10 protein-coding genes are annotated in these 17,064 nt (G+C 67.1%); 2 read left to right on the top strand and 8 right to left on the bottom strand.

All coding sequences use genetic code 11. The features are described from left to right. Positions 1-112 precede the first annotated feature (112 nt). Positions 113-466 carry a PepSY domain-containing protein gene (locus H536_RS0107015; RefSeq protein WP_228239353.1) on the top strand — a complete coding sequence of 118 codons (354 nt, stop codon included), beginning with the start codon at positions 113-115 and terminating at the stop codon, positions 464-466. A gap of 135 nt (positions 467-601) precedes the next feature. Here H536_RS0107015 and H536_RS0107010 read toward each other — a convergent pair whose 3' ends face one another. From H536_RS0107010 to H536_RS0106980, 7 genes are all read right to left on the bottom strand, one after another. Then, entirely contained in the window at positions 602-2,749 is a 2,148-nt protein-coding gene (locus H536_RS0107010; RefSeq protein ID WP_024349792.1) for a DUF1217 domain-containing protein, read from the bottom strand. Positions 2,750-2,885: 136 nt separating this feature from the next. Continuing rightward, positions 2,886-3,977, bottom strand: a complete 1,092-nt coding sequence (locus tag H536_RS0107005; RefSeq protein ID WP_024349791.1) for a Gfo/Idh/MocA family protein — start codon at positions 3,975-3,977, stop codon at positions 2,886-2,888. Then, a complete protein-coding gene (locus H536_RS0107000; RefSeq protein ID WP_024349790.1) occupies positions 3,974-4,759 on the bottom strand; it encodes a ThuA domain-containing protein in 786 nt (261 codons plus the stop codon). Before H536_RS0107000 ends, H536_RS0107005 begins: the two co-directional genes overlap by 4 nt. Before the next feature lie 81 nt (positions 4,760-4,840). Continuing rightward, positions 4,841-7,549, bottom strand: a complete 2,709-nt coding sequence (treY, locus tag H536_RS0106995; RefSeq protein ID WP_024349789.1) for a malto-oligosyltrehalose synthase — start codon at positions 7,547-7,549, stop codon at positions 4,841-4,843. After that, positions 7,549-9,405 (bottom strand): 4-alpha-glucanotransferase, encoded by a 1,857-nt coding sequence (gene malQ / locus H536_RS0106990; protein WP_024349788.1) that lies wholly within the window; start codon positions 9,403-9,405, stop codon positions 7,549-7,551. Before malQ ends, treY begins: the two co-directional genes overlap by 1 nt. Beyond that, positions 9,402-11,282: a malto-oligosyltrehalose trehalohydrolase gene (gene treZ / locus H536_RS0106985; RefSeq protein ID WP_024349787.1), complete on the bottom strand. Its 1,881-nt coding sequence runs from the start codon at positions 11,280-11,282 to the stop codon at positions 9,402-9,404. The genes malQ and treZ overlap by 4 nt, the downstream gene beginning before the upstream one ends. 197 nt (positions 11,283-11,479) lie before the next feature. Beyond that, positions 11,480-12,577: a zinc-binding metallopeptidase family protein gene (locus H536_RS0106980; protein ID WP_024349786.1), complete on the bottom strand. Its 1,098-nt coding sequence runs from the start codon at positions 12,575-12,577 to the stop codon at positions 11,480-11,482. A 223-nt stretch (positions 12,578-12,800) separates the two neighbouring features. On the opposite strand from H536_RS0106980, the gene H536_RS0106975 reads away from it, so the two are divergent. Beyond that, positions 12,801-16,202, top strand: a complete 3,402-nt coding sequence (locus H536_RS0106975) for a transglutaminase family protein (protein WP_024349785.1) — start codon at positions 12,801-12,803, stop codon at positions 16,200-16,202. A 70-nt stretch (positions 16,203-16,272) separates the two neighbouring features. Here H536_RS0106975 and H536_RS0106970 read toward each other — a convergent pair whose 3' ends face one another. Continuing rightward, complete coding sequence (locus H536_RS0106970) at positions 16,273-17,061, bottom strand: ion transporter (protein ID WP_024349784.1); 789 nt, start codon at positions 17,059-17,061, stop codon at positions 16,273-16,275. Between the last annotated feature and the right edge of the window lie 3 nt (positions 17,062-17,064).

Here is a 17,064-nt window from a genome sequence, read left to right as displayed (position 1 = left end):
CTGACCGCTTCCCTGATAGTCACGGAACCAAACAACCTCGTTGCCGGTTTGGGGTCCGCGCACGCGCTGGAGTTGTTTCCGGCCGCGCTATTTGCGGGTGAGGAGTCGAGCCGTGATCAGCAGGAAATCCCTTTACGCAGTGGTGGCCGTCGCGGCGATGACCGCGGCCACGCCGGTGCTGTCCCAGAGCGTCCAGATCGGTCGCGACGGAATCCGTATCGTCCCCCAGGAACAGATGCGCGATCACGACCGGCGCGACCACGATCGCCGCGACCGGCGCGAGGAAGCCCGCCGCGACGTGTCCGAGCGCGATGCGGTCCGCATCGCCAAGCGCCAGGGCATGCGGCAGGTGCATGTCGTCACGAGCAGCCGCGGCGCCTACCGCGTCGAGGGCTCCGACCGGCGCAAGCGCCAGATGCGGGTCGAGATCGACCGTCGCAGTGGCGAGGTCCTGTCGGTCCGCTGACCTGACGGGAGTACTCGCGTCGCGCGGCAGGTGACTGGCCGTGCGGCCCGCGCCCATCGATGATGGACCCGAACGACGAAGGCCCTGGTGGAGCGTATCCGCCGGGGCCTTCGTCGTGTCGCGTATCGCAGGTGGTTACAGGATGCCGCCGGAACTGCCGAGGATCGCCAGGGCCGGCGACGTCGCCGTGCTCGTCGACTGGGCTTCCTGCAGGGCGAGATAGCGGCTGATGAACCGCTCCAGCCCCTTCGGGTCCTTCAGCGTTTCCAGATCCAGTTTCTTCTCGATGGTCCGCTTCTGCAGATCGAGATTGCTCTGGCTCGATTCGGCCGGCAGTCCCACCGCGGTCTGCACCACGGTCAGCAGCGCCGGATCGGCAAGGATCTCGTAGATCGACGTCAGTTCTGGCGCCAGCCGACGGAAATAGAGGGCCAGGCGCACCGACTCGTTGTCGGCGCCGGCCTCTTCTTCCATGGTCTGGCGCAGGTAGAAATCCTGCGTCGACAGGAAGTCGCTGGCGCTCTGGATCTCGTGGACGCCGCGCTCGATACCGCCATCCGGCGTGAAGGCGTAGGCGGCCGCGAACTCGATCAGACGGCGATCGCCCGACTTGTTGACGAAGCTCTCGGGATCGGACGGATCGCTGGTCAGAATCGAGACGAGATCCTTCTGCGACAGGCGATCGGCCTCCAGCCCATAGGCCTTCAGCGCGAAGTCCACGACGGTCTTGTTGCTGACGAAGTCGTTGACGGAGACGATCGACAGGAGCGCCTTTTTGTAGGCCGTGGTGGCCTCGGTGATCGCCTTGCTTTCGGCCGTGGTCGGCGCGTCGCCGAAGGATTCCGCGTAGCGCGTCGCGGTGTCGATCTGGTTGGCTTCGGTCTGGGCAATCCGCTGGGCCGCGATCTTGCCACTGTCGTCGAAGTTGAACGCCGCGGCGAGCTTCACGTAGCGATCGTCATTCAACGAATTGGCATAGGACGACGGGTCGGAGGGGTCGCTGCGCAGCACCCGCATGATGCTGCTGCGGCTCTCCGTGGCCGGATCGAGGCCGAAGGCCTTCAGGGCGTAGTCGTAGACCGCCGAGCTCGAGACGAACTGGCGCACGGTCGACATGCCGCTCACCGCCACGCGGAACAGGCTGGTGGCGATCTTGTCGTTGCCGGCGGTGGCGGTGCGGTAATTGGCGAAATAGCCGTCGACCGTCGCCTCGCGCGCCGCGTCGCTCTGGGCGTCTTGCCCGACAGCGAGATTGCCCTGGGTGTCGAAATTGAACCGCTCATTGAGAAGCTTGTACTTCTCCTTGCGGGCGAGCGAGGCCGGCGTGTCCTCCGGCATCTGGTTCAGGTCGCTGTTCGGGTCGTCCGGATCGCTGGTGATCAGCGTCCACGCATAGGACGGCATCTCTGAATCGCTGAGGCCTACCGAACTGAGCGCCATGCCGAACAGGCGGGGATCGTTGACCAGTTCGTCCGCAGTACGGATCTTGGCGATCTCGGATTCGTAGTAGCTGACCTGATAGGCCGCCGCCTGCTCGCTGGTGGCGAGACCCTTCTTGGCGAAATATTCGAAGACCGTGTTGTTGGCCTCCTTCTCGCTCTGCAGGCCGCCGGCGGGGATCGAGCCGTCCGGCTCGAAGGCCAGCATGGCGGCAAGATCGGCATAGCGGTTGTCGCCATTGGCGGCCGGGCCGTCAGCGGCGTTGCCGGTCAGGACATCGCGGATGAAAGAGCGCGACGCGATCGACGGGTCGATGCCGACCGAGGCCAGCGAGACGTTGAAGAGGTGCGTGCTGTTCAGGAACTCGTCGACATTGGAGATGACGCCGATGCCGTCCATGTAGGCCTTGGCGGCCGTCGCATGCACCTGGCCGGCGCGGGTGCGGTAGTCCGAATAGGCCTCGACGACGAGATCGGTCTGCCCGACCGTCTGGGCCACCAGAACCGGCGGCTCGGCGGTGCTGATGAAGCTGAAGGCCTTGGCGAAGGTCCGGTAGCGCTCGTCCGACAGCTTGTTGGCAAGGCTCGTGGAATCGCTGAGATCGCTTTCCAGCACCTTCTTGATCAGCGCCATCGAACCGATCTGCTCTTCCAGCCCATGCGCCTTCATGGCGTAGGAATAGAGCCGGTAATCCGCCATGAACTCGTCGATCGTCGAGACCGAATGGATGTTCGTCCGGTAGTATTCCGCCTCGCGCTTGACCACGGGGTCGGCCGCGATGCGGTCGAGCGTGCGGGTCATGTCGCGGGTGTAGAGCTGGTACGAGAGCGTATTGGAGAGCATGCCGGCGTTTCCTGGCCGTGCGGACCGCACGTGACACTACGGCCGCGGAAGGCGGCACATGGGCGGCAGCTTACCGGGCAAATCCTTAACCGGGACTGGATACGCCCCCGAAAAAGCGATTCGCCGCGCCTTTTGCTCAATCGACCGTCAGCATCCGGCCCTGCGCGTCCGAGCGGATGGCGAGGTCGAGCAGTGTCTGCACCTGCGCCGCGTGGCGGAAATCCGGCTGGCCGTTCACCCCCGACAGGAGCGCCAGCACGAAGCGGTCTGCGTTGCGCGGCGTCGGCGGGCAGTCGAGCACCTTCCAGGTCTGCGTCTCGATATCCGGCCCGAGACAGGCGGACAGCGTCGAGTCGGTCGTGTTGGACCAGATCTTCAGGGCGCCCTTTTCGCCGTGAATGGTCAGGTCGAGATCGTTCTCCCTGCCGGTCGCCGAGCGGCTCATATGGACGACGCCCAGCGCCCCGTCGTCGAATTCCACCGTCATCGCGCAGGAATCGTTGGCGTCGAGGCCGTAGTCGCCGATCGCACCGCCCTCGGCCTTGTCGAAGGTCTTCAGCCGCGCCCCCAGCGCGGCGATGTCGAGACCGGTGCCGAAGGTGACGAAGTCGAGGATGTGGATGCCGATATCGCCGAGGACGCCGCCCGAGCCATGGGCCGTCGACAGCCGCCACAGCCATCGCTCGTCGGTCCGCCAGTCGCCCCAGTGGCGCGCCGTCAGCCAGCTTTGCAGATAGCTCGCGGCAACGTGCCGGATGTCGCCGATCTCGCCCGCCTCGATCATCCGCCGCGCCATCTGGATGGCATGGGCGTTGCGGTAGGTCAGGTTGACCATGTTGATCACGCCGGCCGCTTCCGCCGCCGCGACCATCTCGAAGGCGTCGGCCGCATGGACCGCCAGCGGCTTCTCGCAGAACACCGCCTTGCCGTGTTCGAGGACCTGCAACGTCGTCGGCTTGTGGATTTGGTCCGGCGTCGCGTTGACCACGGCCTCGAAACCACCCCAGGCCAGCGCGGCGTCGAGATTGTCGAACGCATGCGGGATGCCGTGCAGGGCGGCGAAGGCCCGGGCCCGTTCGGCATTGGTGTCACAGGCCGCGACGACCGTGCAGCCGGGGATCGAGCCGAAATGCTCGGCATGGCGATGGGCGATGCTGCCGGTGCCGAGGATCAGGATGCGCTTCGCACCCGCCGCGGCCCCAGACTGCGAGGTCGCCCCGCCGGTCATCGAAAGCCCGCCTCGCCATCCTTGTGGAGCGAGGCGCCGCGTTGCTCGATCGGCTCGGGTGCCTTGTCGACCGGCACGTTCGGCGCATTCGACACGTCGGACCAGGCCGGAACCGGGTTGTACGCCCAGTGCACCGCGTTGCGCAGCACGGTCTGCACGGCCGGCTCGTGATAGATCGGATAGGTCTCGTGGCCGGGGCTGAAATAGAAGATGTTGCCCGCCCCGCGCCGGTAGGTCAGGCCGGAGCGGAACACCTCGCCGCCCTCGAACCAGGAGATGAACACCGTCTCCAGCGGCTCGGGCACCAGGAACGGTTCGCCATACATCTCCGCCTGGGGCAGCTCGATCGACGGTCCGAGCCCCTGCGCGATCGGATGCGAGCGATTGATCGCCCACAGCCGTTCGCGCTCGCCCGCCTCGCGCCAGCGCAGCGAGCAGGGCGTGCCCATCAGCCGCTTGAATATCTTCGAGAAGTGCCCCGAATGCAGGACGATCAGGCCCATGCCCTGATGCACCCGCTCGGCGACGCGGTCGACCGTCTCGTCGCTGACTTGGCCATGCGCCTTGTGCCCCCACCAGAGGAGCACGTCCGTTTTGTCGAGCCGTTCCTGCGGCAGGCCGTGCTCGGGCGCGTCCATTGTTGCCGTCGAGACGTCGATCTCCGGGTCCTGCCGCAAGGCGGCGGCGATCGTCTCGTGGATGCCGTCCGGATAGATCGCACGGACCTCGGCTTCTTCGCGCTCGTGGACGAACTCGTTCCAGACGACGGTGCGGATTGCCATGACGGTCTCCGATAGGCGCAACTGCAGGGTGCCTTGCCTGCATCCAGGGCGAAGGTTCCCATCGCCCCGGATGCAAGCCGATCAGATGGCCTCGAGCAGCGCGAAGGGAAGCTGAGCCAGCACCGTCGCCAGGGAGAGGTCGGCGGGCAGTTCATGCTCCTGCCCGGTGACCACGTCGCGATAGGTGCGTCCGGCGAGCCCCTCCGGCAGGCGGATCGACGTCTCCTGCCAGCGCTCGGCCGGCACGTCGATCGCCTCGCGCCCGTCGAGCAGGGTCAGGCAGAGCCGCGGCGCGATGGTGATCGCGGCGTGTCCGGCCTCGTCGGTGCGGGCAAAGGCGACGACATGCGCCGCCATCGTGCCCTCGACGGCCAGCGGCACATAGGCCCCCGAGGTGAACAGCGCCGGCGCACGCTGGCGCATCGCCAGTCCGCGCGCGACGATCATCGCCTTCAGATGGCCGCTGCGCCAGTCGGCCAGCGCGTCCGCCGGATCGCCCGCTTCGGCCAGCGCGGCGGAGATCGACGCGAAGTCGACGGTCCGCCGGTTGTCCGGATCGACCAGGGAGAAATCGTAGAACTCGGTGCCCTGGTAGATGTCGGGCACGCCGGGCGCTGCCATCTTGATCGCCGTCTGGGACAGCGAGTTCAGCGCACCGGCAGCCACGAAGGGCTGCGCCGCTGCCCAGAAACCGGAAAGGAAATCGCCGGTCTTCTTCGGGTCGAGCAGCGCATGGACGAAGTCCTGCACGCCGGCTTCGTAGGCTTCAGCCGGCGAGGTCCAGCTGGTCCAGCGCTTGGCCTCGCGCACCGCCTTCTCGGCATAGGCGGCCAGGCGTTCGGCGATCGCGGCGCAGGCTTCGGTGTCGGCCGGGTCGAAATCGGTCGGCAGGACGCCGAGCAGCGACTGGTAGAGACCCCATTCCGTCGCCGGCTCGGGGGCTTCCCTCTGGCCGCCGTCGATGGAATGGCGGAACGGCGCGAGCTGCTCGGCATATCCGCGAACCAGCGACTGCCAGTGCTCCGGCGCTTCCGAGAGGGTATAGAGCCGCGCCCGGGCGTCCTCGCCGCGCTTGGTGTCGTGGGTCGAGGTCGCCAGCATGCCTTCCGGCTGATCCTCGACCCGGATCTGCATTGCCTCGTGGAAGAGATCGACATCGGCGCCGTAATGATCCGGCTCGCCGCCCACCTCGTTCAGCGCGATCAGCCGGTTGTAGCGGTAGAAGACCGTGTCCTCGACGGCCTTGGCCATCACCGCGCCGGTGGTCTGCTGCAGGCGGCGGGTGAAGTCGAGGGCGCCGGCGACGTCGGCGCCGTCCTCGAAATCGAGCTTCAGGAGCCGGCCGATGAACTGGATCGGCTCGTCCGCCTCGACCTCGCGACCAGTCATGGCCAGATCGACGGCGTCGTCGATGATCGCGATATCGCGGCGCGGCACGCCGTCGACCGAGACATAGGTGCGATAGACCGGCAGCGCCGTCGCCACCTCGACGATGGCGCGGGCCATGGTGTCGGCGCCCAGATCGCGGGTCGCAAGGCCGCGCCCCGCCACCGACAGGGCCAGGCCCGTCAGATAGGACAGTTCACCGGCCAGGTTGCGCTGGAAGATCGCCCGCTTCTGCCGGGTGATCATGGCCCGCAGGTCTTCCTCCTCGCCGAGGAAGTCGTGATAGGCGTCGGTCATCGGCGCCTCGCGGGCGGCGTCGACGTAAAGCCCCGACAGGGCGGTGATGAATTCGTAGCCGGTCGTGCCGGCGATCTCCCAGGACGTCCGCAGGCGCTCGTCGCCGGTCAGGATCTTCTCGACATGGATCGAGGGCGAGCGGCGGACCGAATGAAACGCCTGGCGCAGATCCTCCAGATAGCCCTTCGGATCGGCGAGGCCGTCGACATGGTCGATGCGGATACCGTCGAGCCGCCGTTCGCGCGCCAGCCGCATGATCATCTGGTGGGATTCGCGGAAGACCCGGCGCGATTCCTGGCGCACGCCGATCAGGTCGGCGATCTCGAAGAACCGCCGATAGGTCAGCTTCTCGCGGGCCGTACGCCACCAGGCGAGCCGCCAGGCCTGCGCCTCGTGCAGATCGTGCAGCGCAGCCTCATCGCCCCGGATCGTCGCCAACGCCTTGTCCAGCGCCGAGCGGAAGGCCGGATCGGCCAGATGCTCGTGGAACCGCTCGGTCATCTCGTCGGCCTCGGTCGGCGTCGAAACCGCGAAGCGGCGGATCAGCCGGTCCTTGTCCGGATGATCCATCAGGCCGAAGATGTGGCCATAGGTGCGCGGATCGATCGGCAGGCCGTAGCCGGAGGCGTCGAAGCGCAGGCTCGACGTCGGCTCGTCGAAGACGACGGACAGGTCGCCGTCGGCCAGGGCCTCGCCATAGGGCTTGGCCAGCACCGGCACGAGGATCTTCTCGGCTTCCCAGGAGATGTCGAAGGTGCCGGCATAGCGGCTTTCGCGGCCCCAGCGCAGCACGTCCTCCCACCAGTGGTTGGTTGGCGAGACGCCCATGTGGTTCGGCACGAAGTCGAGGATCAGGCCGAGATCGGCCTTCACCAGCGCGTCGCTCATCTTGGTGAAGCCGGCGACTCCGCCCAGATCCTCCTCGAAGGAATTGTAGTCGGTGACGTCGTAGCCATGGGTGGAGCCCGGCGAGGCGGCGAAGATCGGCGAGGCGTAGAGATGGCTGGCGCCCAGCTTGCCGACATAGGCGGCGAGATCTGCGGCGACCGCGAAATCGGTGCCCTCGCGAAACTGCAGGCGATAGGTGGCGACGAGTTGGCGGCTCATTATGCGTTCGGCCTTTCTTCGCGCATGGCTCTGGCCATGGCCCGGAAGCGTTCGTGGTCGATCAGCCCCTCGAGGGGCACGTCGGATCGGATGCGCCAATTGGGATACTGGTCGGTGGTGCCGGGCAGGTTCGGCTGGCGCTCCTGCCCCACCATGTCCTCGAGCTGCACGGTCAGGAGCAGCGACGGCGTGCGCGCGACATAGCGATGGACGGCGACGGCGATCTCCGCCGGCAGCGCCTCGGGCAGATCGGCACCGCCCGCAAGGGTCAGCGCCTCCATGTCCTTCGGCAGCAGCTTCGCCTTGGCGAGCGCCGCCAGCAATGCCACGCGATCATGGCGGCGCGCGGCGAGATCGCGCTCGGTCGCGGCCTCGTCCTGGGTGCCGGCCTCGGCGCGCAGCTGCACGTCGGCGCCGGTCCACCAACCGGCGAGCGTCGCCAGATCGTGGGTGGAGACGCAGGCCAGTGCCAGTTCGGGATAGTCCTGGGGCTCCACGAAACGGTCGTCCTGCCGCTCGAAATAGAGCACGCGGTAGGACAGGATGTTGGCGTCCTCCATCGTGCCGCGAAAGCCTTCCGGAACCGTGCCCAGATCCTCGCCGATGACCAGGCATTCATTGGCCTCGGACGCTTCGGCCACGGCGTCGACCATGGCGCCGAGCGGATAGCGGACATAGCCGCCGCCCGAGGAGCCGGCATCCTGCGGGATCCACCACAGCCGCGCCAGACCCATGGCGTGATCGATGCGAACGGCGCCGGCATGGCGGGTCAGCGCCTCGAAGGAGGCGCGCAGCGGCCGGTAGTCGCGCTCGGCCAGCACCTTGGGCGACAGCGGCGCGAGGCCCCAGTCCTGGCCCTGGCTGTTGAACATGTCCGGCGGCGAACCGACCCGGGCCGCATTGACCGTCAGCGACGGATCGCTCCAGGTCTCGGCGCCGTCTGGCGCAACGCCGACGGCGAGATCGAGATAGAGACCGATCGTCATGCCGGCGGACCGGGCCGTCGCCTGTGCCGCCGCCAGCTGCGCTTCGGCGGTGAACTGCAGCCACGCATGGAAGGTCAGCCGGTCGGCATGGGCGGCGGCGAATTCAGCAACCGCCGGGCTCGTGCGGTCCTGCAGTTCCTGCGGCCAGTTGTGCCAGCCCGCATGGCCGCCATCGGCCACCTGCGCTTCCGAGATCGCCTCGAACAGGGCGAAACCCGCCAGCGCCTCGCCGCCGGCCGCCCGGAACCGGGCGAAGGCTTCGGAGGCCTCGATGTCGGCGCGGTTCGCTGCAAAGACCCGCTCCAGCGCCTGCCGCTTCACCCGGCCGACGGCCGGATAATCGACGAGGTCGCCGTCGAGCGCATCGAACAATTCCGGGCTTTCCCGGCGCAATGCGGCCACCACCCCGTCGCCGCCGTCGAGGCGATCGATGGCGATGTAGAGCGGATTGAGGAAACTGCGGGTCGAGGGCGAATAGGGGCTGAAGCGGCCGGCATCGGCCATGAACAGGGCATGCAGCGGATTGACGCCGACGAAGGAGGCGCCCTCGCGTGCCGCGGTCACCGCCAGATCGGAGAGATCGGTGAAGTCGCCAAGGCCGAGATTGCGCGCCGAGCGCAGGCCGTAGAGCTGGCAGGCAACGCCCCAGCGACGCTGCCCCTTCACCGTTGCCGGCAGCGCGCAGGCGCGTTCGGGGGTGTGATGGGCTTCGGCAAAGCTGCCCTTCGCGCCGGTGTCCGGATCGACGCCGAGCGCCCCCAGCAGGCTGTGCACCGCCGCATCGGAAATGCGGACCGGCTCGCCCATCTCGGACGTGTATTCGACCTGGATGCCGTGGCTTTCCGCGAGGTCCTGCAGGGCGCGGCTCAAGAGACCGGCCCCGCGATCAGGTTCTGGTTTTCGAGGCGGAACACCACGGAGGTACCCGGCAGAATGCCGCTCTTCAGCTGCTCGTCGGCGCCCTTCGGATAGGCGTGCACCAGCGTCCCGCAGGTCAGATCGCTCTTGGCGACCGTGTCGGGGATCGGCCACGGCTCGTCGTCGAGATTGGCGAAGAGGTGCAGCACCGTCCCGCCGGCCAGTTCCCAGGCCACGACGAAGGCCTTGGACGCGTCCGACGCGAACCACGTACCGCCATTACCGCCAATGCCCTTCAAAAGCGGGACGATCGCGGACTGGCGCTTGGCCAGCAATTGCCGCGTCAGCTCCAGCCGGCGCCGATAGGTCGGGCGCTCGGGCATGGTCCAATCGACCCGCGAATTGTGGAAGGTGCTTTCCTCGTTCGGATCGGGGATCAGCTGCCGCGCTTCCTCGTCCTGGAACGCCCCGAACTTGGCGAATTCGTTGCGCCGGCCCTCGCGCACCGCGGTGCCGAGTTCGCCGTCGAAATCGGTGAAGAAGCTGAACGGATGGGTGTCGCCGAACTCCTCGCCCATGAACATCAGCGGGATCTGCGGCGACAGAAGCAGGATGGTCTGCAGGCATTCGACCGCGCGGCGCGAGCCGAGATCCGTCAGCCGGTCGCCGAAGGCGCGATTGCCGATCTGGTCGTGGTTCTGGACGAAATTGACAAAGGCCGTCGGTGGCAGATGCGCCGAATTCTCGCCCACCTCGTGGCCGCGATGCTCGGAATACTCGCCCTGGAAGACGAAGCCGGTGGCCAGGCACTTGGCCATCTGCTCGACGCTGTGGCCGACATAGTCGGCGTAGTAATTGTCGTATTCATGGGTCGCGATGACATGGGCGCAATGATGGAAATCGTCGTTCCATTCGCCCGAGACCAGCGCCGGCTGCCCGGCCTCGTCGCGGGCGACATGCCAGGTGATGTTGCGGTCGTCCTCTGTGGTCAGATGCACGTGGCGATCGGGAAAGGCCGCCCGGACCCGCGCGGCCAGTTCCTTCACCAGCGGGGTGTCGGTGGTGTCCTTGATTGAGTCGATCGCGTCGAGGCGCAGGCCGTCGATCCGGTATTCCTCGAGCCAGTAGAGCGCATTGTCGATCATGAACTCGCGCACCGGCGCTTCGTCATAGGCGATCGCCGCGCCCCAGGGGGTGTGGATCTCCTCGTGGAAGAACTCCGGCGCATAGGAGCCGATGTAGTTCCCGTCGGGTCCGAAATGGTTGTAGACGACGTCGAGGAAGACCATCAGGCCGCGCTCATGCGCCGCGTCGACCAGCCGCTTGAGACCGTCGACGCCGCCATAGACCTCGTGCGGGCAGTAGAGCAGCACGCCGTCATAGCCCCAGCCGCGGCGGCCGCCGAACTGGGCGACGGGCATCAGCTCGACCGCGGTGATCCCGAGGTCCCGCAGATAGTCGAGCCGCTCGATCATCGCCTCGAAGGTGCCGGCCTCGGTGAAGGTGCCGGTGTGGAGTTCGTAGAAGACCACCTCTTCCCAGGGCCGGCCGGCCCAGTCGGCAGTCTTCCAGGCATAGGATCGTGGATCGACCAGTTTCGACAGGCCGTGCACGTCGCCCATCTGGGCGCGCGCCGCGGGGTCGGGAACGACTATGCCGTCATCGACGCGGAAACCGTAGCCGCCACCGACGGCAACCTGATCGGTCGTGACCCGCCACCAGCCGGCGGCGTCCTTCTCCATTGCAAGGAAGTCGTTCTCACCGCCTTGGCGTCCAATGACGAGATCGACATGTCCGGCGCCGGGCGCCCAGAGCCGGAAGACGGTCCCGTCATCCCCGTGCCGTGTGCCCCAGGACGTGTCGAAGGAGAAACGATTGCCGCCTGTCATATGCCTGTCCCGTCAATTCCATGGGCCGATGCGGTCCGGCCGCGCTGCACGCGGTGGCTGGTCGTGTCGCTGCGACCGCCTTGCCGACCAACGCTGCTTCCGTCTCCGGCCCGCATCAGCCTAACTCACGCGAATGGCATTTGTGCCACCGCCGGACCGGTCCGCGCCCGGTAATTTCGATGGTCGCGACCTGCTCGTCAGCCGCGGTGCGCGCCGGCCTTGCCCGTCGCGTTGCCGATCCGGCCATGGACCAGATCGTGGATGAAGCCGAGCTTGCCGATCACCGTTTCGGAGAGCACGAAGGGATAGAGATCCTGATGCCCCATCGAGCGGTTGAACGAGTTCAGTGCCGCCGACAGCGGCAGCCACGCCCCGGCGATTTCCTGCGTCGTGACACCTTCCGCGAAGACGTCGAAATCGATCCGGGTGCTGAGGAGCCCGGCCTCGTCGACCCGCGGATTGACGATGACGCCCCAGCTGCGGCCGGTCTCCAGCGTATCGACAATGTGGAAGTAATGCGCCCAGGTCTCGGCGAAATCTTCCCAGGCATGGGCACCGGCATAGGACGAGACATATTCGTCCTGCCAGTTCGGCTTCGGGCCGTTGGCGTAGTGGGTCTGCAGCGCGTCGCCGTAATCCACCGTGTCGTCGCCGAAGATCGCCCGGCAGGCGTCCAGCGCACCGCCGTCGCGGACCAGCCGGTCCCAGTACCAGTGGCCGACCTCGTGGCGGAAATGACCTAGCAGCGTGCGGTAGGGCTCGCCCATCGATGTCCGGCGCTTCTCGCGCTCGGCATCGTTCGCCTCGACCAGCGCGATGGTGATCAGCCCGTCGTCGTGGCCGGTCATCACCGATTCGTTGGTGCCGGGATCGTTCGACAGGAAGTCGAAGCCCAGGCCCTCATCGTCCTCGTCGCGGGTCACCAGCGGCAGGCCGAGCCGCATCGCCGTGTAGATCATCCGGTGCTTGGCGATCTCCATGCTGCGCCACAGATCGACCTTCTCGGTATCGCCGAGGTCGGGCACCGTGACATTGTGCCGGCAGGCGGCGCACAGGCTGTCGGCGCTGTCGCCGGGGATCAGCCAGTTGCAGACGCCGTATTCGCTGTTCTGGCAGTATTTCCAGCGGCCGGCATCACTGTAGGCGCCGACCGACTTCCAGATCCCGTCGTCGGCCTCCAGCGCCAGGATATGGTTGGCCTGCGGCTCGTAGCCGAGCGCGTGATTGCAGCGCTCGCAGACGGTGTTTTCGAAGAACACGGTGTGCGAGCAGGACGGACAGGAAAACAGCTTCATCTTCAATACCTTTGCGGCGCCTGACGTGGCGTTAGCAGCCAGCGCGCATCAATGCGCCGATGGGCGGCAGGTTCCGGCTTTGTGGCGCCGGAGGCAAATAAATCGGTCCGCATCCCCTGCAGGGGGATGGGAGAGCTTGCCGGGAACCGTCCCGGCCTTATGGTCAAGGAACGTCTGCAGCATCCGCCCCGCCGCGTTCCGAGTGACCTGCACGAAAGTTCCGATGTCGATCCTAGCAGCCCTGCACCATGTCACCCATTACCGCTACGACCGCCCCGTCAGGCTCGGCCCGCAGGTCATCCGGCTGCGGCCGGCACCGCATTCGCGCACCAGGGTGCCGTCCTACGCGCTGAAGATCCTGCCCGAAAACCACTTCATCAACTGGCAACAGGATCCATTCGGCAACTACCTCGCGCGTCTGGTGTTCCCGGAAGAAGCCACGGAATTCCGCATCGAGGTCGATCTCCTGGCCGACATGACGGTCTATAATCCGTTCGACTTCTTCGTCGAGGAAGCGGCCGAGGCCTGGCCGTTCCAGTACGAGGAGCCGCTGAAGACCGACCTCTCCGCCTATCTCGGCGCCGAGCCGGCCGGTCCGCTGCTGACCCGCTATCTGGAAGAGCTCGACCGCAGCGAAACCCATACGGTGGATTTCCTCGTCGGCCTCAACCGGACGCTGCAGCAGGAGATCACCTATCTGGTGCGCATGGAGCCGGGCGTTCAGACGCCGGACGAAACGCTGCAGAACCGCTCGGGCTCGTGCCGCGACACGTCTTGGCTGCTGGTCCAGGTCCTGCGTCATCTCGGCTTCGCCGCCCGCTTCGTCTCCGGCTATCTGATCCAGTTGAAGCCCGACCAGGTCGCCCTCGACGGTCCCACGGGCACCGATGTCGATTTCACCGACCTGCACGCCTGGGCCGAGGTCTATCTGCCCGGAGCCGGCTGGATCGGCCTCGACCCAACCTCCGGCCTGATGACCGGCGAGAGCCATGTGCCTTTGGCCGCGACGCCGCATTACCGCTCGGCCGCGCCGATCTCGGGCGTCGTCAGCTTCGCCGAGGTCGAATTCGACTTCGAAATGACCGTCGACCGCATCTCCGAGCGGCCGCGCGTGTCCTACCCCTTCTCCGAGGAGAGCTGGCAGGCGCTGGACGCGCTCGGCGAAAAGGTGGACCGCGAACTGGTGGAGAACGACGTCCGCCTGACCATGGGCGGCGAGCCGACCTTCGTCTCGATCGACGAGTTCGAGTCGCCGGAATGGAACGCCGACGCGACCGGCCCGATGAAGCGGGGCCTCGCTGACGACCTGATCCGGCGCCTGCGCGACCGGTTCGCGCCCGGCGGCTTCCTGCATTACGGCCAGGGCAAGTGGTATCCAGGCGAGACCCTTCCGCGCTGGACCTTCTCGCTCTACTGGCGCAAGGACGGCGTGCCGGTCTGGAAGAACGCCGAACTGGTGGCGCGTGAGACCGAGGCGCGCCCGGTCGGGCCCGAAGAGGCCGAGCGCCTGTCGCGCAAGGTCGCCGAGGCGATCGGCGTGTCGCCCGACTACGCCGCGCCGGCCTATGAGGACTCCGCCTACTGGCTCGCCCGCGAGGCGCAGCTTCCCGAAAATGTCGAGCCGACCGATTCCAAGCTCGAGGACCCGGAGGAGCGCGCCCGTCTGGCGACGGTGTTCTCGCGCGGCCTGTCCAAGCCGACCGGCTATGTCCTGCCGGTGCAGGCGTGGCAGGGACGCGGCGAGCGCGCCCTGCGCTGGCAGTCGGAGCGCTGGACGACCCGGCGCGGGCATCTGTTCCTCGCCCCCGGCGACAGTGCGCTGGGCTATCGCCTGCCGCTCGGCGCGATCCCGCATCTGGAGCCGAAGGACTATCCCTACATCCACCCGGCCGACCCGATGCAGCCCTTCCCGCCGCTGCCGCCGCAAAACCGCACCCAGTACGGCCGCGTCGAGATGCAGAGCCAGCGGGACGACACGGCCGAGCAGGCAATGGACGGCCCTGCCGGCACGATGCGCCAGTCGGCGGGCAGCGCCGGCATGACGTCGACTTCTGGCACCGCAGCGCCGGCGGCCCCGGCCGAGCCGAGCCCCAATGCCATTCTGGGCGCGGTGCGTACCGCCATCGCCATCGAGCCGCGCGACGGCAAATTATGCGTGTTCATGCCGCCGCTGGAGACCGCCGAGGCCTATCTCGACCTTCTCGGCGCAGTCGAGGAGGTGGCGGAAGCGGAAAACCTGCCGATCCAGATCGAGGGCTATGCCCCGCCGGCCGATCCGCGGCTCAACGTCATCCGCGTCGCACCCGACCCGGGCGTCATCGAGGTCAATGTCCATCCCGCCGCGTCATGGCGCGAGAGCGTCGACATCACCACGGCCGTCTACGAGGAGGCGCGGCAGTCGCGGCTGGGCACCGACAAGTTCATGATCGACGGCAAGCATGCCGGCACCGGCGGCGGCAACCATGTGGTCGTCGGCGGCGCCACGCCGCTGGATTCGCCCTTCCTGCGGCGGCCGGACCTCCTGAAGTCGCTGGTCCTCTACTGGCAGCGCCATCCGTCGCTGTCCTATCTGTTCTCCGGCCTGTTCATCGGACCGACGAGCCAGGCGCCCCGCATCGACGAGGCGCGCCACGACCAGCTTTACGAGCTCGAGATCGCCATGGCGCAGATCCCGGAGGATTCCACCTCCGTGGCGCCATGGATGACCGACCGGCTGTTCCGCAACCTCCTGATCGACGTGACCGGCAACACCCACCGAGCCGAGATCTGCATCGACAAACTGTTCTCCCCCGACGGTCCGACGGGCCGCCTCGGCCTCGTCGAATTCCGCGGCTTCGAGATGCCGCCGGACGCGCGGATGAGCTTGGCCCAGCAGCTCCTCATCCGGGCGCTGATCGCCAAGTTCTGGAAGACGCCGGAGACCGGCCGCTTCGTGCGCTGGGGCACCACCCTGCACGACCGCTTCATGCTGCCGGAATTCGTCTGGCAGGACTTTACCGACGTCCTCGCCGATCTCGGCGCGGCCGGCTATCCGATGCGGGCCGAGTGGTTCGAGGCGCAGGCCGAGTTCCGCTTCCCCTTCTGCGGCCGGATCGAGCGCAGCGGTGTCACGCTGGAACTGCGCCAGGCGCTGGAGCCCTGGCATGTGATGGGCGAGACGGGCGCCATCGGCGGCACGGTGCGCTTCGTCGATTCCTCGGTCGAGCGGCTGCAGGCGAAGATGAGCGGCTTCGACCCGGCGCGCCACATGCTCACCTGCAACGGCCGCGAAGTACCGATGACGCCGACCGGCAGCGGCAAGGATGCGGTAGCGGGCGTGCGCTTCAAGGCGTGGCAGCCGGCCTCGGGGCTGCATCCGACCCTGCCCGTCGACGCGCCGCTGACCTTCGACATCTACGATCGATGGTCGAAGCGCTCGCTGGGCGGCTGCGTCTATCACGTCGCCCATCCGGGCGGTCGCAACTACGATACGTTTCCGGTCAATTCCTACGAGGCCGAGGCCCGGCGTCTCGCCCGCTTCGAGGAAATCGGCCACACGCCCGGCACCTACGAGCCGATCGGCGAGCGGCCCAACGCGACCTTCCCAACGACGCTGGACCTGCGGCGTCCCGCCGGCCTTGCCTAGGTCGCGATCACCCTGATACCGGCAGGCCTACCGCACACCACGGGCGGGCCTGCCGGATCGGCCCGCCGTTTCAGGTGAGCCGCGTCTTGATCTCCGCAAGCTCGCTGCGCAGGGCTCGCAACTCGGCAAGCACCTGCATGTTCTCGTCGTGCACCTGCTCCTGTTCGGCCTCGACGACGGCCTGATGCTCCTCCTGCATGGCCGAGACGATGACACCGATGAACAGGTTCAGGACGGCATAGGTCGTCGACAGGATGAACGGCACGAAGAACAGCCAGGCATGGGGGTGCGCTTCCATCACCGGCCGCACGATGCCCATCGACCAGCTCTCCAGCGTCATCACCTGGAACAGCGTGTAGATCGACGCGCCGATGCTGCCGAACCATTCGGGGAAGGTCGCGCCGTAGAGCTTGGTCGCCATCACCGAGAAGACGTAGAAGACCAGAAGCAGGAGGACGACGATCGAGCCCATGCCGGGCAGCGCAGCGATCAGCCCGCCGATGACCCGGCGCAGCGACGGCACCACCGAGATCAGCCGCATCACCCGCAGGATGCGCAGGGCACGCAGCACCGTCAGCGGTCCGGTCGCCGGCATCAGCGCGATCGCGACGATGGCGAAGTCGAACAGGCTCCAGGGATCGCGGAAGAACCGCCACCCGAAGGCGTAGATGCGCAGGCAGATCTCGATCACGAAGACGACGACGATCGTCTGGTCGAGCGCCACCAGGAGCGAGCCGAAGGTCGCCATCATCCAGGGATCGGTCTCGAGGCCGAGCGTGATCGCGTTGATCACGATGACGGTGATGATGAAGTATTCCCAGCGGCGCGAGCGCAGCAGGCTGGCGAGGTGTGCGCGCATGGT

The sequence above is a fragment of the Aurantimonas coralicida DSM 14790 genome (genome assembly GCF_000421645.1).
GTDB lineage: Bacteria > Pseudomonadota > Alphaproteobacteria > Rhizobiales > Rhizobiaceae > Aurantimonas > Aurantimonas coralicida.
This window is presented reverse-complemented; position numbering and strand designations above follow the sequence as displayed.